The following is a 21660-nucleotide window of genomic DNA, read 5'->3' on the forward strand; positions in this document are numbered from 1 at the left end:
CGCTGAAGGGCATTAATTGACCTTCAACGTATAAGGCTAGCAGATTATTACAAAATAGTGATATTTTTCTGAAAGTTACACACTTTCCAGCTTGGCATAGGCTGCCACCAGCCATTTGATCCCCTGCCCCTGGAACGCGACCTGCAAACGGCTGTGCTCGCCGCTGCCTTCCAGATTGACGATGGTGCCTTCGCCAAACTTCGAGTGGCGCACGCGCTGGCCCAGCTTGTATCCGGTATCGGTTTCCGAGATTGGCGAGCCCATACGCTGATGACTGACCGGACGGCTGATGCTGGCGCGCAGGCGCACCTCTTCCACACACTCTTCCGGCAGTTCGCCGATAAAGCGCGACGGACGGTGATACACCTCTTTCCCGTACAGGCGGCGGGTTTCCGCGTAGGTCAGGGTCAGTTTCTGCATCGCACGGGTCACACCCACGTAGGCCAGACGACGCTCCTCTTCCAGACGCCCGCCTTCATCCAGCGACATCTGGCTCGGGAACATCCCCTCTTCCATCCCGACGATGAACACCTGCGGGAACTCCAGACCTTTCGCGGAGTGCAGGGTCATCAGCTGAACCGCATCCTGCCAGGTATCGGCCTGCCCTTCACCCGCCTCCAGCGCGGCGTGAGAGAGGAATGCCTGCAACGGCATCAGGTCTTCGTCTTCTTCGTTGTAGCTGAACTGGCGCGTTGCCGTCACCAGCTCCTCTAAGTTCTCAATACGGGTCTGGCCCTTCTCGCCTTTTTCCTGCTCGTACATGGTGCGCAGGCCGGAATCTTTGATCACCCGGTCGGTCTGGACGTGCAGCGGCATGTCGGCCGTTTCCTGCGCCAGCGCGTCGATTAACTCCAGGAAGCGTTGCAATGCGCTGGCGGCGCGCCCGGCGAGGGCTTTTTCCTGTAACAGCTCGCGGCATGCCTGCCATAGCGTGAGCTGACGATCGCGCGAGGCCTGACGCACCACGTCCAGCGTACGATCGCCGATGCCGCGCGTCGGCGTGTTCACCACGCGCTCAAACGCCGCATCGTCGTTACGGTTGGCAATCAGACGCAAATACGAGAGCGCATCTTTGATCTCCTGACGTTCGAAGAAGCGCATACCGCCATAAATGCGGTACGGCATGTTCACCTGCAACAGCGCCTCTTCCAGCACGCGCGACTGGGCGTTGCTGCGATAGAGAATGGCACACTGCTCCAGCGCACCGCCGTTCTCCTGCCAGGTTTTAATGCGGTTCACCACGAAGCGGGCTTCGTCGAGCTCGTTGAAGGCGCAGTAAATCGAAATCGGTTCGCCGTCGACGCCATCGGTCCACAGCTTTTTACCCAGTCGCCCGTTGTTGTTCTCAATCAGGGCGTTGGCCGCGCTCAGTATGTTGCTGGTAGAACGGTAGTTCTGCTCCAGACGGATGGTTTGCGCGCCGGGGAAATCGTTGAGAAAGCGCTGGATGTTCTCCACCTGCGCGCCGCGCCAGCCGTAGATAGACTGGTCGTCATCGCCCACGATCATCACCTTGCCGGTATCCCCGGCCAGCAGGCGGATCCACGCGTACTGAATGTTGTTGGTATCCTGGAATTCGTCCACCAAAATGTTGGTGAAGCGTTCACGGTAGTGTTGCAGGATATGTGGTTTGTTGAGCCACAGCTCGTGGGCGCGCAGCAGCAGTTCGGCGAAATCCACCAGACCGGCGCGATCGCACGCTTCCTGATAGGCCTTGTAGACGTTCTGCCAGGTCTGCTCAACCGGGTTACCGAAGCTTTGAATGTGGTGCGGACGCAGCCCTTCGTCTTTCTGACCGTTGATGTACCACATCGCCTGACGCGGCGGCCACTGCTTCTCGTCGAGGTTCATCGCCTTGATCAGACGTTTCAGTAAGCGCAGCTGGTCTTCGCTGTCGAGGATCTGGAAATCCTGCGGCAGGTTAGCGTCCATATGGTGCGCGCGCAGCAGACGGTGCGCCAGGCCGTGGAAGGTGCCAACCCACATGCCGCCCTGACTGGTACCCATTAGCTGTGCGATACGGTGGCGCATCTCCGCCGCCGCCTTGTTGGTGAACGTCACGGCCATAATCGAGTACGGCGAGCAGTTCTCCACGCTCTGTAGCCAGGCGATACGGTGAACCAGCACGCGCGTCTTACCACTGCCCGCTCCAGCCAGTACCAGCAGGTTTGTACGCGAGGCGGCAACCGCGTCACGCTGTTTGTCATTAAGGCTGTCGAGCAGGTAAGAAACGTCCATTGGCACCGTCACGTCATGTCGGGCGGGCAAATGTTTCCATTCGCCAAAACCCTGTTAATTTATACAGAACAATTGATGATTATATCAGCGTCGTGAGGGATGCCAACCGTGAAATTTCCACGTGCGGGAGAAGTCGGCTATCCGGGGTAGTCATCAGATCGGCATTTTCCGGCTTGATCCAGCAGGCCTGCATGCCGCAGCGGATCGCCCCGGCGACGTCCGTGGTCAGGTCGTCGCCCACGTGCAGGATCTCACCGAGCGGCAAATCCAGTTTTTCCGCCGCCAGATGATACATATCGTTGAACGGCTTCGAGCGTCCGTGCGGGCCCGCGCGCAGCACGAACTGAAAATAGTTCCCCAGACCAAACAGTTCAGGCTGAGCGTTGCCGTTGGTAATGGCGACCAGCGGCCACTTTTCGGCGAGCTTCGCCAGCGTGTCGTGGGTCTCCTGCGGCACATCGATGCGACTGCGCCATTTGGCGAAGTTTTCCATGGCCGCTTCAGCACCCATGGCCGCGTCCTGCGCGCTCAGGCCGGCATTGAGCATCGCCTGCTCAACCGCACGGCGGCGCCATTCGGTCACGTCATGGTAAATTTCCGGCTCGGTTTCCCGCAGGGACTGACGCAGCTTCTGGAACTCTTTGTTCTGGATCGCTTTCAGCGCAGGATGGTAGTTTTGCACAAACGCCAGCGACTCCTGCTCGGTACGCAGGATCACTGGGCGGTTGTCGTAAAGGGTGTCATCAAGATCAAACGTCAGGGCTGAGATCTGACCGAGTGGGCGGTAAAAACGCATTATTTCCCCCGTTTGGCGCGTGGATGCGCCGCGTCATACACCGAGGCAAGGTGTTGGAAGTCTAAGTGGGTATAGATTTGGGTGGTCGACAGATTCGCGTGACCAAGCAGCTCCTGTACGCCGCGCAGGTCGCCGCTTGATTCCAGCATGTGCGTCGCAAAAGAGTGGCGCAGCTTATGCGGGTGAACGTGGCTGTTCAGCCCCTGCTTAATGCCCCACTCCGCAAAGCGCTTCTGCACGTTACGCGCCGAGATCCGCTTGCCGAGCTTCGACAGGAACAGCGCATCCTCTTCCGCGCCAAACAGACCGCGCAGATCCAGCCAGTGCTCAATCCAGGAGACCGCATTGCGGCCGATCGGCAGGCGGCGCTCTTTGCTGCCCTTGCCCATCACCCACACTTCGCCAGATTCCAGATCGAGGTGCTTTAAGTCGAGGTTCACCAGCTCAGAGAGACGCAGGCCCGCGCCGTACATCACCTCCAGCATCGCGCGGTCGCGCACGGCCAGCGGATCGTTAAGATCAATATCCAGCAGGCGGTTTACGTCGTCGACGTCGATATTTTTCGGCAGATGACGCGGGGCCTTTGGCGTGGCGATCCCTTTTGCCGGGTTGGCTTTCAGACCGCCCTGGCTGACCAGCCAGTCGAAGAAACTGCGCAGGGCAGAGAGCCGGAGCGCCAGGCTCGCCGGGCTTAAGTTTTTTTTACGGCTACGCACAACGAAGCCGCGAACCGTGGCGGCGTCACATTGTTGCCAGCTTTTCAGGCCGATTTCATCGGCAATCTGCATGATGGCATCAAGCTGACGCTGATAGTTGAGCAGCGTAATAGGGCTAAGCTGGCGTTCTACGCCAAGATAGCGCAGAAAACGGGTGACGTCAGTGGCGAGCAGTCCGTCCGTCATACGCGCTCAATCCAGCGCTCCAGCAGCTCAGGCAGCATCAGGGCGATCTCCTGCAACAGTTGCGTGCCCTGCCCCTGTTCATAATGATGCGCGTCGCGGCTGGTAAATAACATCACGCCCAGGTCACCATCGCGCCCCATCAGCGACATCGCCACCGAGCCGATAGCTTTGGCTTCCGGCAGCACCACCAGCAGTTCTGGCCCGTTAAGCGGCCCCAGATAGTGGTGCTCATGGCCCAGACGCTGAATGCGCAGCGGTTCAAACGCCTGACGGCTCAGCGCCAGATGGGTAAACCCGGACGGCGCGCCAATGCGCCAGCGGTCGGGAAAGAGACGGATCGTCGCGCCTGCCAGCCCCAGCTCGCGCGCCCAGCGGTGGAAGAGGTTGAGGAACTCTTCGAGACTGTGCGCGGAAGCCAGACGCGCCTGAAGGTGCAGAAGACGATAGAACAGGCTTTCGTTATTGCTGGCCTGCTCCATCAGCAGCGTCATGTTCTCTTCGAGCTGATTGATGTGGTTGCGCGAGCGCGCCATGTGCCATTCAACCAGCGACACGGTCTCGCGAACCGGATGCGGCACGCGCATCCTTTCGACGACGCGTGCATTGCGGATAAAAAACTCAGGATTGTGCAGCAGGTAATCCACAACAGCGCTGTCATCCAGCTCCGTTACAGGTTCCCGCAGTTCTTCCCCTGGTTGCTTCATAGATGGATAAACCCGTCATAAACATGTGTCGCCGGGCCAGTCATGTACAGTGGATGACCCGCTCCTTTCCAGGCGATATCAAGACGCCCGCCCGGTAATTCCACGCGAACCTCTTCCGCCAGTAACCCCTGCGAGATACCGACGGCCACCGCCGCACAGGCACCGCTTCCGCAGGCCTGGGTTTCGCCCGCGCCGCGCTCGTAAACCCGCAGGCGAATGTGTTCACGCTTCACCACCTGCATGAAACCGATGTTCGCCCGCTCCGGGAAGCGCTCGTGGCTTTCCAGCACCGGGCCGAGCGTTTCAACCGCCGCGGTTTGCACATCATCTACCTGAATCACGCAGTGCGGGTTACCCATCGAGACGACGCCGCACAATACTGTCTGCTCGGCGGCACGCATAATATAGGTCTTTTCCGCTTTGTTGGCGCGAAACGGCACGGCAGCGGGTTCGAAGTTCGGCTCGCCCATGTTCACGCGCACCAGTTCGTCGTCGGTGACGCTGAGCACCATCCGGCCATTGGCGGTGCTGACGCGGATATCGCGCTTGTTGGTCAGCCCTTTCAGCCGAACAAAGCGGGCAAAACAGCGTGCGCCATTGCCGCACTGGGAAACTTCGCTGCCGTCGGCGTTAAAAATGCGATAGTGGAAGTCCAGGTCAGGATCGTAAGGCGGCTCCACCACCAGCAGCTGGTCAAACCCCACGCCCACGTGCCGATCCGCCAGACGACGGATCAGTTCCGGGGAGAAAAAGACATTCTGCGTTACCGCGTCGACGACCATAAAGTCGTTGCCAAGGCCATGCATTTTAGAGAACTGCATCATTTGCTCCATTGCGCGGGTACAGAACGTAATCGTCAGAGATTGACCTGAGTCGGGCCGCCGTTATTGCCGCGATCGTTGGTATCCGGCGTAGATGACTCGATACCACTTTGCACTGGTTTTGTCGGCGGTGGTGCGTTTTTATCCTCTGGCGGGAAGTACAGTGGTCCCTTCAGTCCACAGCCGGTCAGGCTAAACAGAGTGACAAGAACGGCAAGCGTTCGAAAGACGTTTTTCATGTAGAGGTTGCCCGTAAGTTCAAATCTGTTTCTATCATCGCAGGAGAAGACACAAAAGCAAGAGTTTGCCGCTTTCCTGCAACGGGAATTATTTAGCGTTATACTGCCGCCATCACGAAAAACAGGAATAAAACCATGAACGACAGTGAATTTCATCGCCTTGCCGATACCCTGTGGATGACCATCGAAGAGCGTATCGACGAGTGGGACGGCGACAGCGATATCGATTGTGAAATCAACGGCGGGATCCTGACCTTAAGCTTCGAAAACGGCAGCAAGATTATTATTAACCGTCAGGAGCCGCTTCACCAGGTGTGGCTGGCGGCGAAACAGGGCGGTTATCACTTTGATCTAAAAGGTGACGAGTGGATCTGCGACCGCAGCGGTGAAACGTTCTGGGATCTGCTGGAGCAGGCGGCGACCGCGCAGGCGGGCGAGGCAGTGAGTTTCAGGTAGTTTTGTTGCCCGGTGGCGGCTACGCCTTACCGGGCCTACAACGGCTCGAACCATAGTCCGGGTAAGCGTGAGCGCCAACCGCAACAGCAGCTCGGACCGTAGGCCGGGTAAACGTTAGCGCCAACCGCAACAGCAGCTCGGACCGTAGGCCGGGTAAGCGTTAGCGCCACCCGGCAACAGCAGCTCGGACCGTAGGCCGGGTAAGCGTTAGCGCCACCCGGCAACAGCGGCTCAGACCGTAGGCCGGGTAAGCGTTAGCGCCACCCGGCGAAAAGGGTCAGGAGAAATACTGCTGCAACAGCGGCGCAGTTTCCTGGTTAGCGGGCACCGCAGGGGTAATCGCCTGCGTACGGAACGGGATCACCTGCGCTCGTCCATCCACATTCACAATCTGGTAGAACTGCGGCAGGTTGAAGTTGATAAAACTTGAGCCGTAGGTAAAGCGATCGTGCGAGGATGAATAGAACCGGCTGACGTCGCGCACCAGCTCCTCTTTGCTGCCTTCACAGTGGTGATACACCTCGGCACGGTTGGTTTCATCCAGAATGTAGATATTAAACCCGGCGTTATCGCCCGACTCCTCGAAGAAGAACTGAATAATCCCTTCACTCGCAAAGCCATCCACCACCTGCGGCAGCTTAACGTGGTTGGTTTCCACCTGAACCGACAGGCCATGCAGTTTGTTGTGTGAAATCGCGCCGTAGAATTCAATGGCGTTCTCCAGCTTCTGCACCGACACGTTCAGGCGCTCAAAGAACAGCCCCCAGGTCTGGCCGGAGACGCGCAGCGCTTTAAAGCGTCCGGTTTCATTCCGGGTGCTGGAAAGACGCAATTCGATGCACTCAGACACCAGCTGCTGCACGCGGGTACGAATCAGGCCGCGAAGGTGCTGGCTGTAGCAGAACACCTCCACGCTGTCCGGCGGCGCGGCGTCCTGGTGCATCTTGCCGAGGATCGTTTTCAGCGCCTCGATCATCGCCTGCTCGCCGTTAAAGTGCAGGGTACGCACTTCGTTCCACGAGTTGCGGTACAGCAGATCCACGCTGCCCACCAGGCAGTTTTGCTGCTCACCGAAGCTAAAGACGTCCAGCTTACGGAAGTCAAAGTGAACCACCTGATTGCGGAAGGCCGCCGTCGGGTCGTATTCCAGGTTGACGATGATCGCCAGATGGCGAATCTCACACGGGCTGTAGAGCGCTTTTGGCGTCGGCGCAGGCAGACGCAGTGGGAAGTGGTGCGAGACATCAGCCACCATCTCCTGCAACTTGGCTAAATCGACCACCTCGTTGCCCTTGATAAACAACCGGGTGCGTGAGGTGAGAAGGCCGTTAAACCAGGCCCAGGCCACCAGCTTGTTAAGGTAGCGGTTATACTCCAGCGGCTGATGGCTGATGATCGAATCCATGCTTGGCGCACGGTTGTACAGATACCACCCGGTGCGGTTTGCGCGGCCCGGCGGCACGTAGATAAAGGTCAGATTCGGTTCAGACAGGTCAGGCGAAATCTGTGGGTTCACCAGCGTTACCTTGCCCGGCAACGCTTCAAACGCGGCGTACAGTTTACGGGTCAGCACCCCGATATCCTGTGGGCTGGCAGAAACGCTAAGGTTGTTACGGCGGGCAAAGCGGATCAGGTTGCGGTAGCTCTGCATCATCGCATCAAGCAGCTCGTTGTGCGCCTCGCGCACCTGATCGATTTTCCAGTTGGCGCGGTTGTCAAGCATGGCGAGACGCGCTTCGTCCCATCCCCACTCTTTGACTAACTGGCTGACCACTTCACGGCGCCAGCCAACGCAGGCGCGCTCGCGGCTCAGTTTTTCACAGACTTTGAGATAGAAACATCGACGCACCAGGTCAAGACGCGTAGCGTCATCAATGGCCGTCAGGTATTCGGTGACGCGTTCCAGCATCATGCAGTAGGCATCAAGCCCGTAGGAGACGATCTCCCCGTCGTGCAGACGCTGCTTAATATCTTTCGCCAGCAGACGCGGGGTGGGGTATTCCCAGGAGTAGGCTTCCAGCAGCAGGGTTTTCAGCACCGCTTTGTACGGTGAATCAATGCTCTTATAGAGCTGCCAGAGGCTTGCACCAAAGTACTCTTCGGCGGACAGGGAGCTCAGACCGCCCAGATCCAGCCACTCGTTTGGCGTCAGTACGCCCTGCGAGTAAAGCGACATGACGTAGTCGTCATAATTCTCTTCTTCATCGCACGGCACCATATTCCACAGAATACGTTTTCCGGCCAGGCGAACCGCTGTACGGTAAAACTCATCCAGCAACAGAATATGCTGAGTCGAGCCGCAGTCTTCACCACCCAGACTGCCGCTTTCGTTATGGCGGAAACGGTTTTCATCAATCAGGAAGAAGCTCACTTCCACGCCGAGCGACGCCGCCCAGCTCTCCAGCAGACTGCATTTACGCTGCAACAGCTGGCGCTCTTCATTGTCGAGCCAGGACTGATGGCAGACCCAGATATCCAGGTCAGAAGAACAACTTTGCCCAACCGATGACGTGCTGCCCATGGAGTAAACCCCGGTAATCGGCAGCTCGCCTTTCGGCGAAACCTGCGGCGGCATACCACGGTAAAGTTCAAGTTCAGTCAGGTAATGCTGTTGGGTTTCATCAGGCGTGAAGAGGCAAATGCCCTGGGGAACGTTACCATCAAGGTAACCCGGCATTAGCGGATGGTGATAGTGCAACAATGTCGGCAGAAGACTGTATACCTGCTGGAAAGCAGGGCCCATGGCAGCAAGCGCGCGATCCACGCGCAATTGATTGATGGCATCCAGTCTCTGTTTCAGAGTCTCAATATAGAGGTACAAGACGTATCGCCTGATGTTTCCGGGTGTCGCATGCCAGTCAGAACAGAAAAAGCAGCGGACCCGCAGTATTTCAAAAAATAACCGTTACCCTTTTTTCGCCTTTTGCTTTTCTGGTGGTACAGCCGAAAAAATGGTCTAAAACGTGATCAATTTAACACCTTGCCGGTTGACCGTAAAGAAAGATGCGCTACATACAAGTGTAGCACCGTTCTGTACGTGTAAATTCCTGAATACGGCGGTGGCTGACGCGAACGCCGCCCTGTCCCTCTCACTCTTCATCAACCGTAAAACTGCCATCCGAGTGTCAACAATGTTAGGATGGTTAGCGATTGATAATGACGGTAACAAGCATGTTAGACAATGTTTTGAGAATTGCCACACGCCAAAGTCCTCTTGCGCTCTGGCAGGCACATTATGTTAAGCAGCGCCTGGAAGCCTGCCACACCGGATTACGCGTTGAGCTGGTGCCAATGGTCACGCGTGGCGATGTCATTCTTGATACGCCGCTGGCCAAAGTGGGCGGAAAGGGTCTGTTTGTCAAAGAGCTGGAGCTGGCATTGCTTGAGAACCGCGCCGATATCGCCGTGCATTCGATGAAGGATGTGCCCGTTGAGTTCCCGGAAGGGCTGGGGCTGGTGACCATCTGCGAGCGCGAGGATCCGCGCGATGCGTTTGTCTCTAATCGCTATGACTCGCTTGATGCGTTGCCGGCAGGCAGCGTGGTCGGCACGTCAAGTTTACGCCGCCAGTGTCAGCTGGCTGAACGTCGCCCGGATCTGGTGATTCGCTCGCTGCGTGGGAACGTCGGCACACGCCTTGGCAAGCTGGATAACGGCGACTACGATGCCATTATTCTTGCGGTTGCGGGCCTGAAACGCCTGGGGCTGGAAGAACGTATTCGCGTGGCGTTGCCGCCGGAGCTGTCGCTCCCCGCCGTCGGCCAGGGTGCCGTCGGCATTGAGTGTCGTCTGGATGATGCGCGTACTCAGGCACTGCTCGCGCCGCTGAATCATGACGATACCGCCGTTCGCGTAAAAGCCGAGCGCGCGATGAATACTCGCCTCGAAGGAGGCTGTCAGGTGCCAATTGGCAGCTATGCTGAATTAACTGACGGTGAGCTGTGGCTGCGTGCGCTGGTTGGCGCGCCGGACGGCTCGCAGATGGTTCGCGGTGAACGTCGCGGCAAGCCGCGGGATGCCGAGGCGCTTGGCGTATCGCTGGCGGAAGAGCTGCTGAGTAACGGCGCGCGTGAAATTCTGGCTGAGGTCTATAACGGAGAGCCCCCTGCATGAGCATACTTGTCACCCGCCCTTCTCCCGCAGGAGAGCAGTTAGTGAGCCGTCTGTGCGCACTGGGGCAGGTGGCCTGGAGTTTTCCGTTGATTGAATTCTCCCCCGGTCGCGAGCTGCCTACGCTCGCTGACCAGATGCGTGCCTTGCAGGAAGGTGATCTGCTCTTTGCGCTATCGCAGCATGCCGTGGAATTTGCCCATGCGCAGCTACAACAGCAGGGCGTTAACTGGCCCCACGCACCCCGCTATTTCGCCATCGGGCGCACCACGGCGCTGGCCTTACATACCGCGAGCGGAATCGATGTTCGTTACCCGTTAGATCGGGAAATCAGCGAAGTCTTGCTACAATTACCTGAATTACAAACTATTGCCGGAAAGCGTGCGCTCATTTTGCGCGGCAACGGTGGTCGCGAACTGCTGGGCGAAACGCTGCGCGAACGCGGCGCAGACGTGACGTTTGTGGAGTGCTATCAGCGCTGTGCGAAACACTATGATGGCGCGGAAGAAGCCATGCGCTGGCACGCGCGCGGCATTAATACGCTGGTGGTTACCAGCGGTGAAATGTTACAACAGCTTTGGTCGCTGATTCCGCTTTGGTATCGCGAAAACTGGTTACTCCGCTGTCGGCTTCTGGTCGTCAGCGAGCGTCTGGCGAACCACGCCCGGGAACTGGGCTGGCAGGATATTCGGATCGCTGATAACGCCGACAACGATGCGCTGCTGCGCGCATTACAATAACTCTCAAATGGGAAGCCATAATGACGGAACACGAAAAATCCTCCGCCGTGGTTGAAGAGACCAGGGAGACTGTGGACACCACGTCACAGCCAGAGACGACAGACAAAACCGTTGAGAAGAAAAACGGCAGCAACAAAACCAGCCTCACGCTGAGCGTGATTGCCATCGCGATTGCGCTGGCCGCAGGCGTGGGTCTCTACGGACTGGTGAAGAAACAAGGCACCAACCAGACGGCCACCAGCGACGCGCTGGTTAACCAAATCACCGCCCTACAGAAAGCGCAGGAGACGCAAAAAGCTGAGCTGGAAGGCGTGATCAAACAGCAGGCTGCCGCCCTCGCCGACGCGAACAGCAAACGTGAAGAGTTGACCAAACAGCTGAGCGAAGTGCAGGAGAAAGTCGCCACGATTTCGGGAACCGATGCCAAAACCTGGCTGCTCTCACAGGCCGATTTTCTGGTGAAGCTGGCCGGGCGCAAGCTCTGGAGCGATCAGGATGTCACCACCGCCGCCGCGCTGCTGAAAAGCGCCGACGCAAGCCTGGCCGATATGAACGATCCGAGCCTCATCAACGCACGCCGCGCTATTACGGAAGATATCGCCAGCCTGTCTGCGGTTTCTCAGGTCGACTACGACGGTATCATCCTTAAGGTAAATCAGCTCTCAAACCAGATTGATAACCTTCAGCTGGCCGATAACAACGATGATGACCCCCCGATGGATTCTGACGGCACCGAGCTGTCCAGCTCCCTGAGCGAATGGCGTATCAACCTGCAAAAGAGCTGGCAGAACTTTATGGACAGCTTTATTACCATTCGCCGCCGCGATGAAACCGCCGTGCCGCTGCTGGCACCGAACCAGGATGTCTATCTGCGCGAAAACATTCGCTCCCGCCTGCTGGTGGCTGCCCAGGCCGTACCACGTCACCAGGAAGAGACCTACAAACAGGCGCTGGATAACGTTTCAACGTGGGTACGTGCTTACTACGATACCAATGACGCAACCACGACCGCGTTCCTGGAGGATATCGACAAGCTGAGCCAGCAAAACATCACCATGAACGTGCCGGACAAGCTGGAAAGCCAGCCGATTCTGGAGAAGATCATGCAGACGCGCGTGCGTAACCTGCTGGCCCAGCCGGGCGTTCCGGCAGAGCGCCCGGCTGAAGCACCTGCCGCCGCGCCAGCGCCTGAAAGCGCGCCGCAAGGAGAGTGATGATGCTAAAAGTCTTCTTACTCTTCATCCTGCTGATCGCCGGGATTGTACTGGGACCGATGCTCGCGGGTCACCAGGGTTACGTATTGATCCAGACCGATAACTACAACGTCGAAACCAGCGTGACAGGGCTGGTGATCATCCTGATCCTGGGTGTGGTCGTCCTGCTGGCAGTGGAATGGATCCTGCGTCGGATTTTCCGTACCGGGGTTCACACGCGCGGCTGGTTCGTTGGCCGTAAGCGCCGTCGCGCCCGTAAGCAGACCGAGCAAGCGTTGCTGAAGCTGGCCGAAGGCGACTATCAGCAGGTTGAAAAGCTGATGTCGAAAAATGCCGACCATGCAGAACAGCCGGTTGTTAACTATCTGCTGGCCGCTGAGGCGGCGCAACAGCGAGGCGATGAGGCCCGCGCCAATCAGCATCTCGAACGCGCGTCTGAGCTCTCAACTAAGGATCCGATTCCGGTTGAGATCACCCGCGTTCGTCTGCAACTGGCGCGCAATGAAAACCATGCCGCACGTCACGGCGTTGACCGTCTGCTGGAAATCACCCCTCGTCATCCGGAAGTGCTGCGTCTTGCTGAGCAGGCATATATTCGGACCGGTGCATGGGGCTCGCTGCTGGACATTATCCCTTCCATGGCGAAAGCCGACGTGGGCGATGATGAACATCGTGATGAACTTCAGCGTCTGGCCTGGATTGGCCTGATGGATCAGGCGCGCGCCGATCTCGGCAGCGACGGCCTGAAAACCTGGTGGAAAAACCAGAGCCGCAAAACGCGCCAGCAGGTTCCCCTTCAGGTGGCGATGGCAGAACATCTGATTGAGTGTGACGACCATGACACCGCGCAGGAGATACTTCTCGACGGTCTCAAGCGACAGTATGATGACCGCCTGGTGATGGTCATCCCGCGTCTGAAAACCAACAATCCGGAACAAATAGAAAAAGCATTGCGCCAGCAGATCAAAACCGTGGGCGATCGCCCGCTGCTGTGGAGTACGCTGGGCCAGTCTTTGATGAAACACGGCGAGTGGCAGGAGGCGAGTCTCGCCTTCCGCGCAGCGCTGAAGCAACGCCCGGACGCATTTGATTACGCCTGGCTTGCTGATTCGCTGGACAAGCAGCACAAGCCGGAAGAGGCCGCAGCCATGCGGCGTGATGGGCTTCTGCTTACGCTACACAATAACGGAACGCAGCAGTAATTATCCAGGAGGCCAGATGGCCTCCTTTTTTGTACCCATAAAAAAACGCCTGCTATAAAAGCAGGCGTTAAAACAGGTCTGTAAGACAACATATTTGGTGCTTCACTCAACGTTATGTCCATGGTGTTTGATGAGGCCGAAGCGACATCTGTCAGTGGACGATAAGCACCGTAAACGGCTCTGCGTCATTCCTGAGTTTATGAGGCCTTAGGGCGAACATAAGAGATGGAATGAGCATCTACACGCATATTATTGCATGTAATGTGCCAGGTTTACACGCATAACTTTTACATCGCGCAACATTTTAAGATAAAAGGAAATTATGTTGTTAAGAGACGCCTTACGCCATACAAAATCGCGCTAAGGGCGGAAATCTGTCGTCACCAGGAGACAGGTTAAGAGAGAAAATAATAAATTCTTTATTATTAACAGCTTATATGTCGCTGAATCGCGACAAGGATATAGAGTGTTGTCGGGGAATGGCTACAGGATGAAAAAGCGCAGAAAACAAAAAACCCCGCCGAAGCGGGGTTCAAAATTGGTCGGCGAGAGAGGATTCGAACCTCCGACCCACTGGTCCCAAACCAGTTGCGCTACCAAGCTGCGCTACTCGCCGATGTACTGCTTTTTTGAATTTTTAGTTCAACTCATTAAAAGTCGTGGTGCGAGGGGGGGGACTTGAACCCCCACGTCCGTAAGAACACTAACACCTGAAGCTAGCGCGTCTACCAATTCCGCCACCTTCGCAATTCACAACTCTTTCAATAATGGGGTGGCTAATGGGATTCGAACCCACGACAACTGGAATCACAATCCAGGGCTCTACCAACTGAGCTATAGCCACCACTGTATTCTTTCACGCGGTTCTGACTACTTCTCAGACCACCGCAGCTCTAGCGCCGGGACTAAAATGGCGCGCCCGACAGGATTCGAACCTGAGACCTCTGCCTCCGGAGGGCAGCGCTCTATCCAGCTGAGCTACGGGCGCTTAGCGCCGTTGCGGGGCTGGATATTACGTACCTCCGACCCCGCTGTCTAGTGCTTTTTTGAAAAAAATGCGCGTTTGGTTATGGTTTGCACATTTTGCCGCTTATTCCTCCACTTTATGGGCGGAGCCACGGCGACCCAGGCCAAAAAGTTTATATGCAGCTGTGACGGCAGCCAGGAAGATCATCCCGACAAACAGCGACATGCGGGTATCTTCATTAAAGTACATTCCAATTAATACGCAAATCAGGAACGCCATCGTCAAATAGTTCGCATACGGGAACAGAATGGAACGGAATGGATGGCTGGCGATCGCTTCTTTGTGCGCCTGTCGGAAACGCAGCTGGCTAATCAAAATGACAAACCACGGTACCATCCCCGGCAGCACGCTGGCGCTATAAACATAAACAAACACGCGCTGCGGATTCGGGATGATGTAGTTCAGGCAAGAGCCAATCAGCAGAATCACAATCGACACCGCTACGCCCGCCACCGGTACACCCACGCAGGAGACTTTACCCATCACCGCCGGCAGCTGTTTGTTTTGCGAGAGCGCGTAAAGCATACGCCCACAGCTGTACATTCCGCTGTTACAGCCGGAGAGCGCCGCCGTCAGCACCACAAAGTTGATAATGGCGGCTGCCGCCGTGATGCCAATCTTAGCGAAGGTTAAGACAAACGGGCTGCCGGTGGTGCCGATCTCGTTCCATGGGAAAATGGTCACGATAACGAAGATCGCGCCCACATAGAAAATCAGGATACGCCACAGCACCTTGCCTACCGCGCTACGCAGCGTGACCTGTGGGTTTTTCGCCTCACCAGCGGTAATGCCGATCAGCTCAACGCCCTGATAGGAGGCGACAACGATACAGAGTGCCGTCAGAAAGCCCTTCCAGCCGCCCGCAAAGAAGCCGCCGTGCCCGGTCAGGTTACCAAAACCGATAGCGTGCCCGCCGTTACCGAAGCCAAAGAAGATGACCCCAAGGCCAACGACAATCATCACGATGATGGTGGTGACTTTGATCATCGCAAACCAGAACTCGATTTCGCCGTAAAGACGAACGGCGGCAAGGTTCGCCAGCGCCACCAGCCCTACGGCAATAAGCGCGGGTATCCACTGGGCCATCTCCGGGAACCAGAACTGCACGTAGACCCCGATGGCGGTGATCTCCGAAATCCCCACGGCCATCCACATAAACCAGTACGACCAGGCCGTGAGATAACCAAAGAACGGGCTCATATACCGGTGGGCGTAAACGGCGAAAGAGCCCGTCACCGGCTCCAGAAACAGCATTTCGCCCATTGAGCGCATGATGAAGAAGACGAACAGTCCGGCAATAATATACGCCAGCAGGACGGAAGGCCCCGCCCACTTCAGCGTGCTTGCCGAGCCCATAAACAGGCCAACGCCGATAGTCCCGCCCAGCGCGATCAGTTCAATATGTCGAGCTTCCAGCCCACGCTGAAGCTCCGGTTTTTTCTCTGCCATAATTCCTCGGTTGTGTTTGCTGTTTCCCGACTTGTTGCCGGGTATTGTTTTGAGGGGTACTGAAATACGGAGCGAATGGTTTCTTAAATTCTGGCAAATGGCAAACAATGCATTAAAAAAATGAATGCATTGCACATAAACTCAGCAGTTTTGCGGGGGGCGTTGCAGCGCGAACAGCAGATCGCGCTGCATATTGATTACATTTTCCCGGTGTAGTGCCAGGCGAGGTAGCGCAGAAGGCGAATCTGTCGTTTTATACGCGTCGGTTGGGAGAGCAGGCGGTAGAGCCACTCCAGCCCCAGATTTTGCCAGACTTTGGGCGCACGCTTAACGTGGCCGGTAAAGACGTCGTAGGTGCCGCCAACGCCCATATAAAGCGCATCCGGGCTGACCAGACGGCAATCGCGCATCAGTATTTCCTGGCGCGGCGACCCCATAGCGACAGTGACAATTTTCGCCCCGCTGTCGCGCACGCGCTCATATAACGCCTGGCGATCTTCCGGCCTGAAATAGCCATCCTGACTGCCCACTATGTTAACATTCCACTGGCTACGCAGCTTTTGTTCGGTCTGCGCCAGCACCTCTGGCTTGCCGCCGATCAAAAATACCGGCGTGCCTTCAGCGCCTGCGCGCTCCATAAGCCGCTCCCAAAGGTCAGCACCCGCCACGCGAGACACATTAGCGTCTGGAAACTTTTTACGAATTGAACGCACCACGCTAATACCGTCTGCGTATTTAAACTCCGCGGCTTCAATCAGGCTTTTCACTTCCGCATTATCTTCAACCGCCAGCATTTTTTCTGCGTTGATGGCCACCAGCGTGCCCGACTTCATCTGCCCGTCCGCGAACAGAAAATCCAGCGCGTGCTGCATGTCACGCCAGCCAATCAGCTGTAGCCCGCGCAGTGCATAACGCGGGGCTGAAGTTGTATCCGTCATGATAATCCCTACTCAGACTTGCGACAGCGTTGTGCTGCCCTGTGGCTCACGTCTGTGCACAAGCCCTGCACTGTCAAACAACCAGTACAGCAGTTTTGCCAGCAGCAGACAGAGTCCGAAAACGACCATAAAGAACACCACGCGTGAGACGAATGAATCCAGCCCCTCGCGCGCCAGAACGATCATATTGAAAATGGCACCGAAACAGAAACTGTGCAAAACAGCGGCTTTGTAGCGGTTGGTCTCTTCGTTACCCAGCGTATATAGCCAGTCGAACCATTTTATTATCAGCCCTACCGCGATCGCGCCAGGCAGGATAAACCACGTTCCGCCCATCACTACCAGCGAGCCAATCAGGGTTGGGGAAATCGCCAGACCCGAATGGTTGTTCAGCACTTCCCAGGTGAAGTAGTTCGCCGTGTTCAGGACAATGCCGGGACGATCGGGCCACAGCCACGTCGGTATAAAGACATAGAAATCGCGAACAATCGGCGCCAGCCCCTGGAATTCGATCTTGTCGTAGTTTTGCAGCAGTAATGCCAGGTTTTCCCACGGCGAGAAGGTGTCGCGCGTCAGATACAGGAAGGTGTAAAACGCTTCGTCGCCGGCCACGTTCAGCCCGTAGCGCTTCAGCGCCAGCCAGAACATCCCCACAATGCCAAAGACGCCTGCCGCCGCCAGCATCCACAGCGAGATCCAGCCGCGAATAATGCCGATAAACAGGAAAATCGCGAAGGCGATAATGATGTTGGCGCGGGTGCCGCCGACGATCATGTAGGTCAGAATGCCAAATGCGACGGTGCTGACCAGGAAGAACAGCCAGGCTTTGCTGTCCTGACGCAGGAAAAAGACCACCAGCATCGCCGGGATAAAGAAATAGAAGAAACGCTTGAGCGCGACGCCGGAGACTTCGGCGGAGAAAATCTGGCTATAGGACTGCAACTTAAACAGTAAAAAGCCGTTATGCATGAAGAAAATCGCCACGCTGACGAGGGCGATAGTCATCAGCATAACCCACGTCAGATGGGTTTCTACCCGGTTCATGGTAAACAGCGGACGACGAGGGGTGGTGTCTTTTGCCGCGCGCAGGCGCGTTTTATAAGTGACGTAGTACACCGCGTAGAAGCAGGTCGCAGAGAGCAGCGCCTGCAACAAGATTTCCGGCGGCGCGACGCCAACATCAAAGCGGAACACGAGGATGCTGGTCAGCGGGAAGCCAAAGAAAAAGGTCAGCAAAAACAGCAGCGAGAAGAATACGTTGAAGTTAAAACGTACCCGCCGGAATTCAAACCAGGTGAGCGTGGCGATAAACAGCGTGCTCAGCAGCCAGACCACCAGCAAGCCGCTAAACTGCAACTGGCTCATGCGTTGTCTCCTGAAGCAATACGCAGCGCGCGGTGCCACGGCGTGAGGTAGTTCGGGCTGAAAAAGTCGATGCTATTTTTATCCACCAGCGTGAGCTGACGCTGCGCTTCCCGTACCACCTCGACATTAAGCGTGTCAGAGGTAAACAGCACCGGAATATGCTGCTCGGCCATGTCCTGCCAGAACGGGTTTTCGCGGTTGAGCACGCAGGGTACGCCCGCCTGAATCAGCAGACACAGCGTGCCAATCCCCTGCTGACGGGCAAAGATGAAATAGCCCAGATCGCATTTTCGCAGCAGCGCGAGATAGTCATCAAATTCCAGCTTATCGCTGAGAATGTGCAGGTTTTCCGCGCTAAACAGCGCAAGCCCCTGCTGGCGAACTTCATCGATGTAGGCGTCGTTATTGGCGGGATAGCCCATCGGCACCACCACGTTCACCGTGTCGCCAAACTGCTGATGCACCGCCCTCAGCGCCGCGACATGCTCGTTACTGCGATCGCCGGAATTCCCCACCAGGATGGTCAGCTTGCCCTCTCGAACCGTGTCATTCGCCATGGTGTTCAGCGCCGGATCCATACGGGTCGGGAAATAGAGCAGCTCCCCGCGAACCTTCGGGTGCTGTTTAGCAAAATAGTTGAGATCGCCTCGGGTAGCAAAAACGCAGCCCACGCGCGCCTGCGCCAGACGACGCAGCGGATAGAAAAGTCGGAACTTCCAGCCACGGGAGACTTCGTAGAGATCCGCTCCCCAGATATGCCAGCTGAACTGAGAAGGTTTGATCCCGCCGCTTAACAGCGCCAGCCACAGTCCGGTATTGAACTGTCCATGGAAGAAGAAACGTTGGCTTCGATCCGCTTTGGCTTTAGCAACCACGGCCTTCGTCAGCGCCGCTTTGTCTGGCCAGAAGGTGATATGCAATGCCGGACACGCCGCGCTCAGGCCGTTATCGCATCCAACGACCATAAACTCACGCGCATCGGGCGTGCCGGATGCCAGTTCATCGTTGAAGAACCGCAGAACGGTCTGGTTATGATGCGGGATATCCGATCCCAGTATGTGTATCAGTGCAGTCATGCGCGTTTACGCCAAAGTAAAAATACGCCGCAACAGGCAGCGAAATAAACGATATAAGTTGCCATATAGGCCTGCGCCGCCCCCAGCGCACCGTGGGTGGGGATCAGCCAGTGAGAAAATGCCGTTAGCAGCGCAAACTGGCCGATCTCTGCCAGGATATACAACCGCAGCGAAGCCTTCGCAATCACCAGATAGCCGAAAACGTATGCCCCCACTTTCAGCACATCGCCGACCAGTTGCCAGGCAAACAGATCGCGCATGGCGGTAAACTTCGCTGAAAACAGCAGCCAGATGGCGAAATCACGCAGTAACCAGACGGTAAAGCTGGCGATCGCAACGGCCGGCAACACGAAACGCAGGGCGCGAAAAATCTCGCGGGTAATATCCTGCCTGGACGTCAGGCGCGATAAGGTTGGCAGCAAATAGACGCTAAAGGAAGCCGTAATAAATTGGAGGTAAGCATCTGAAATGCTGCTCACGCCCTGCCAGATCCCCACTTCATCCCAGCTGTAATGCGCTGCCAGCAGGTTTCGCATCATCACGTAAGCCACGGGAAGCGTTACCGAAGTGATGAGCGCCATCAGGGTAAACTTTCCTAGCTGCCCCGCCAGCATCTTGTCCCACTGCGGTTTCAGGTAACTCAGCGGGACATTGCCTCTGCGCATCAGCATAAACGCTGCCGGAACGACAACGAGCGCAGGCACCAGCGCCAGCCCCAGCAGCGCGCCTTCATAGCCGCCCAGCCGATAGCAGAAGTAGTAGGCGATAACGCCGATAATGCTGCCGAGGATCAGCGCCAGCGCATTCCCGGCGGCATCACGGAAGCCTTTCATCAGCGCCAGCAGCAGGTTCGCCCAGGCGATGCCCATCTGAACGAGCGCCACCAGGCGCACCAGTCCCTGATAGTGCGTGTGTCCGAACAGTCCCTGACTAACAGGTGCCGCCGCCAGCAAAAAGACGATGGCCAGCAACGTAGAGAAGCCCAGCACCATAGCAGAGGAGGTGCCCACCACCGTGCGAAGCTTTTCGGCATCGTCATGATGCTGCGCGACGTATTTGGTGACGCCATTGAATATCCCGGCACCTGCCAGCACGCCAAGCACCGTGACCAGTTGGCGGAAGTTCCCTGCCAGCCCAACGCCTGACGGACCAAATGAGACGGCCAGCAGCTTGACGACCAGTAACCCGGCGCCAATTTTTACTAGCGTGGACGCTGCCGTCCACACCGACGCTTTTGCCAGAGACATATCAGGCGAAATAACTCAGAAGCGAATTGATCACCGTACGCTGGTTCACCGGCGCGAGGTTGTAGAACAGGGGCAGGCGGAGCAGACGTTCGCTCTCTTTGGTGGTGTAGCGGTCTTCACCGGCAAACATCCCGAAGGCTTCGCCAGCCGGGCTGGAGTGCAGCGGAATATAGTGGAATACCGCCATAATTTCCGCCTCCTTCAGCCAGGCAATCAGCTTGCTGCGATCGTCGTTATCGCGCAGCTTGATATAGAACATGTGGGCGTTGTGGATGCAGTCTGCCGGAATGGTCGGCAGTTCAATACGTCCGGCTTTAGCCAGCGGCTCCAGCGCGTCGTAGTAGGTTTGCCACAGGGAGAGGCGTTGCAGATTGATTCGCTCTGCCGCTTCCAGCTGCGCCCAGAGATACGCGGCCTGCAAGTCCGCCATCAGGTAGCTTGAGCCGATATCGCGCCAGGTGTATTTATCCACCTGACCGCGGAAGAACTGGCTGCGGTTGGTCCCTTTTTCACGGATCACTTCCGCACGCTCCACAAGGGCACGATCGTTAATCAGCGTCGCGCCGCCTTCGCCGCCTGCGGTGTAGTTTTTGGTTTCGTGGAAGCTAAAGCAGCCGATATGACCGATGGTTCCCAGCGCGCGACCTTTGTAGGTGGACATCACGCCCTGCGCGGCGTCTTCCACCACGAACAGGTTGTGCTTTTTGGCGATGGCCATGATGGTGTCCATTTCACAGGCCACGCCCGCGTAATGCACCGGAACAATCGCCCGCGTTTTGTCGGTGATCGCCGCTTCAATCAGCGTTTCGTTGATGTTCATGGTATCCGGACGGATATCCACAAACACGATTTTCGCCCCGCGCAGGACAAACGCGTTCGCCGTGGAGACGAAGGTGTAGCTCGGCATGATCACTTCATCGCCGGGCTGAATATCCAGCAGCAGCGCGGCCATTTCGAGCGATGCGGTGCAGGACGGCGTCAGCAGCACCTTGGCACTGTGAAAACGTTGCTCCATCCACTGCTGGCAGCGACGGGTAAAACCACCGTCGCCACAGAGCTTGCCGCTGCCCATAGCCGACTGCATGTAATCAAGTTCAGTGCCCACAACGGGAGGCGCGTTAAATGGAATCATCTTG

18 protein-coding genes and 4 tRNA genes are annotated in these 21660 nt (G+C 56.9%); 5 read left to right on the forward strand and 17 right to left on the reverse strand.

Features of this window, described 5'->3' with window-relative positions; all coding sequences use genetic code 11:
* Positions 1 to 75: 75 nt before the first annotated feature.
* The 6 genes from uvrD to lptM form a co-directional block, all read right to left on the reverse strand.
* Positions 76 to 2238, reverse strand: a complete 2163-nt coding sequence (gene uvrD / locus ACNQ0T_RS15375; protein WP_417930219.1) for a DNA helicase II — start codon at positions 2236 to 2238, stop codon at positions 76 to 78.
* Between the two features lie 79 nt (positions 2239 to 2317).
* On the reverse strand, positions 2318 to 3034 hold the full coding sequence (yigB, locus tag ACNQ0T_RS15380) for a 5-amino-6-(5-phospho-D-ribitylamino)uracil phosphatase YigB (protein WP_022646664.1): 717 nt from the start codon (positions 3032 to 3034) through the stop codon (positions 2318 to 2320).
* Positions 3034 to 3936 carry a tyrosine recombinase XerC gene (gene xerC, locus ACNQ0T_RS15385; RefSeq protein WP_022646663.1) on the reverse strand — a complete coding sequence of 301 codons (903 nt, stop codon included), beginning with the start codon at positions 3934 to 3936 and terminating at the stop codon, positions 3034 to 3036. The genes yigB and xerC overlap by 1 nt, the downstream gene beginning before the upstream one ends.
* Entirely contained in the window at positions 3933 to 4640 is a 708-nt protein-coding gene (locus ACNQ0T_RS15390) for a DUF484 domain-containing protein (RefSeq protein WP_417930214.1), read from the reverse strand. Before ACNQ0T_RS15390 ends, xerC begins: the two co-directional genes overlap by 4 nt.
* A complete protein-coding gene (gene dapF / locus ACNQ0T_RS15395; protein ID WP_023299045.1) occupies positions 4637 to 5461 on the reverse strand; it encodes a diaminopimelate epimerase in 825 nt (274 codons plus the stop codon). Before dapF ends, ACNQ0T_RS15390 begins: the two co-directional genes overlap by 4 nt.
* Positions 5462 to 5496: 35 nt before the next feature.
* Positions 5497 to 5700, reverse strand: a complete 204-nt coding sequence (gene lptM / locus ACNQ0T_RS15400; protein ID WP_006812373.1) for an LPS translocon maturation chaperone LptM — start codon at positions 5698 to 5700, stop codon at positions 5497 to 5499.
* A 135-nt stretch (positions 5701 to 5835) separates the two neighbouring features.
* Between lptM and cyaY the strand changes: the two genes are divergently transcribed.
* Entirely contained in the window at positions 5836 to 6156 is a 321-nt protein-coding gene (cyaY, locus tag ACNQ0T_RS15405; RefSeq protein ID WP_063148962.1) for an iron donor protein CyaY, read from the forward strand.
* Between the two features lie 277 nt (positions 6157 to 6433).
* On the opposite strand, the gene cyaA is transcribed toward cyaY, so the two are convergent.
* Positions 6434 to 8977, reverse strand: a complete 2544-nt coding sequence (gene cyaA, locus ACNQ0T_RS15410; RefSeq protein WP_022646660.1) for a class I adenylate cyclase — start codon at positions 8975 to 8977, stop codon at positions 6434 to 6436.
* A 350-nt stretch (positions 8978 to 9327) separates the two neighbouring features.
* Between cyaA and hemC the strand changes: the two genes are divergently transcribed.
* The 4 genes from hemC to hemY are packed head-to-tail and all read left to right on the forward strand — an operon-like array spanning position 9328 to position 13422.
* Complete coding sequence (gene hemC, locus ACNQ0T_RS15415) at positions 9328 to 10269, forward strand: hydroxymethylbilane synthase (protein WP_058646809.1); 942 nt, start codon at positions 9328 to 9330, stop codon at positions 10267 to 10269.
* Positions 10266 to 11006: a uroporphyrinogen-III synthase gene (hemD, locus tag ACNQ0T_RS15420; RefSeq protein WP_417930215.1), complete on the forward strand. Its 741-nt coding sequence runs from the start codon at positions 10266 to 10268 to the stop codon at positions 11004 to 11006. Before hemC ends, hemD begins: the two co-directional genes overlap by 4 nt.
* A 20-nt stretch (positions 11007 to 11026) precedes the next feature.
* Positions 11027 to 12220, forward strand: coding sequence for a uroporphyrinogen-III C-methyltransferase (gene hemX, locus ACNQ0T_RS15425; protein ID WP_417930216.1), 1194 nt, complete (start codon positions 11027 to 11029; stop codon positions 12218 to 12220).
* A 2-nt stretch (positions 12221 to 12222) separates the two neighbouring features.
* Entirely contained in the window at positions 12223 to 13422 is a 1200-nt protein-coding gene (hemY, locus tag ACNQ0T_RS15430) for a protoheme IX biogenesis protein HemY (RefSeq protein WP_032622057.1), read from the forward strand.
* 539 nt (positions 13423 to 13961) lie between these two features.
* Here the strand turns inward: hemY and ACNQ0T_RS15435 are convergent.
* The 10 genes from ACNQ0T_RS15435 to rffA all read right to left on the reverse strand — a co-directional run bounded on the left by ACNQ0T_RS15435 (position 13962) and on the right by rffA (position 21656).
* Positions 13962 to 14038, reverse strand: a tRNA-Pro gene (locus ACNQ0T_RS15435).
* A 44-nt stretch (positions 14039 to 14082) separates the two neighbouring features.
* Positions 14083 to 14169: transfer RNA gene (locus ACNQ0T_RS15440), tRNA-Leu, on the reverse strand.
* A 21-nt stretch (positions 14170 to 14190) separates the two neighbouring features.
* Positions 14191 to 14266, reverse strand: a tRNA-His gene (locus ACNQ0T_RS15445).
* Between the two features lie 67 nt (positions 14267 to 14333).
* Positions 14334 to 14410, reverse strand: a tRNA-Arg gene (locus ACNQ0T_RS15450).
* Positions 14411 to 14512: 102 nt separating this feature from the next.
* A complete protein-coding gene (gene thrP / locus ACNQ0T_RS15455; RefSeq protein WP_417930217.1) occupies positions 14513 to 15898 on the reverse strand; it encodes a bifunctional threonine/serine APC transporter ThrP in 1386 nt (461 codons plus the stop codon).
* A gap of 197 nt (positions 15899 to 16095) precedes the next feature.
* Positions 16096 to 16836 (reverse strand): lipopolysaccharide N-acetylmannosaminouronosyltransferase, encoded by a 741-nt coding sequence (gene wecG, locus ACNQ0T_RS15460; protein ID WP_015570015.1) that lies wholly within the window; start codon positions 16834 to 16836, stop codon positions 16096 to 16098.
* Positions 16837 to 16848: 12 nt separating this feature from the next.
* On the reverse strand, positions 16849 to 18201 hold the full coding sequence (wzyE, locus tag ACNQ0T_RS15465) for an ECA oligosaccharide polymerase (RefSeq protein ID WP_017693948.1): 1353 nt from the start codon (positions 18199 to 18201) through the stop codon (positions 16849 to 16851).
* A complete protein-coding gene (locus ACNQ0T_RS15470; protein WP_023305223.1) occupies positions 18198 to 19277 on the reverse strand; it encodes a TDP-N-acetylfucosamine:lipid II N-acetylfucosaminyltransferase in 1080 nt (359 codons plus the stop codon). The genes wzyE and ACNQ0T_RS15470 overlap by 4 nt, the downstream gene beginning before the upstream one ends.
* Positions 19274 to 20524: a lipid III flippase WzxE gene (wzxE, locus tag ACNQ0T_RS15475; RefSeq protein WP_032626552.1), complete on the reverse strand. Its 1251-nt coding sequence runs from the start codon at positions 20522 to 20524 to the stop codon at positions 19274 to 19276. Before wzxE ends, ACNQ0T_RS15470 begins: the two co-directional genes overlap by 4 nt.
* Position 20525: 1 nt before the next feature.
* Positions 20526 to 21656, reverse strand: a complete 1131-nt coding sequence (rffA, locus tag ACNQ0T_RS15480; RefSeq protein ID WP_022646650.1) for a dTDP-4-amino-4,6-dideoxygalactose transaminase — start codon at positions 21654 to 21656, stop codon at positions 20526 to 20528.
* Positions 21657 to 21660 lie beyond the last annotated feature (4 nt).

Origin of the sequence: Enterobacter cloacae complex sp.6700776 (genome assembly GCF_048284255.1) — a bacterium.
Classification (GTDB): Bacteria; Pseudomonadota; Gammaproteobacteria; order Enterobacterales; family Enterobacteriaceae; genus Enterobacter; species Enterobacter intestinihominis.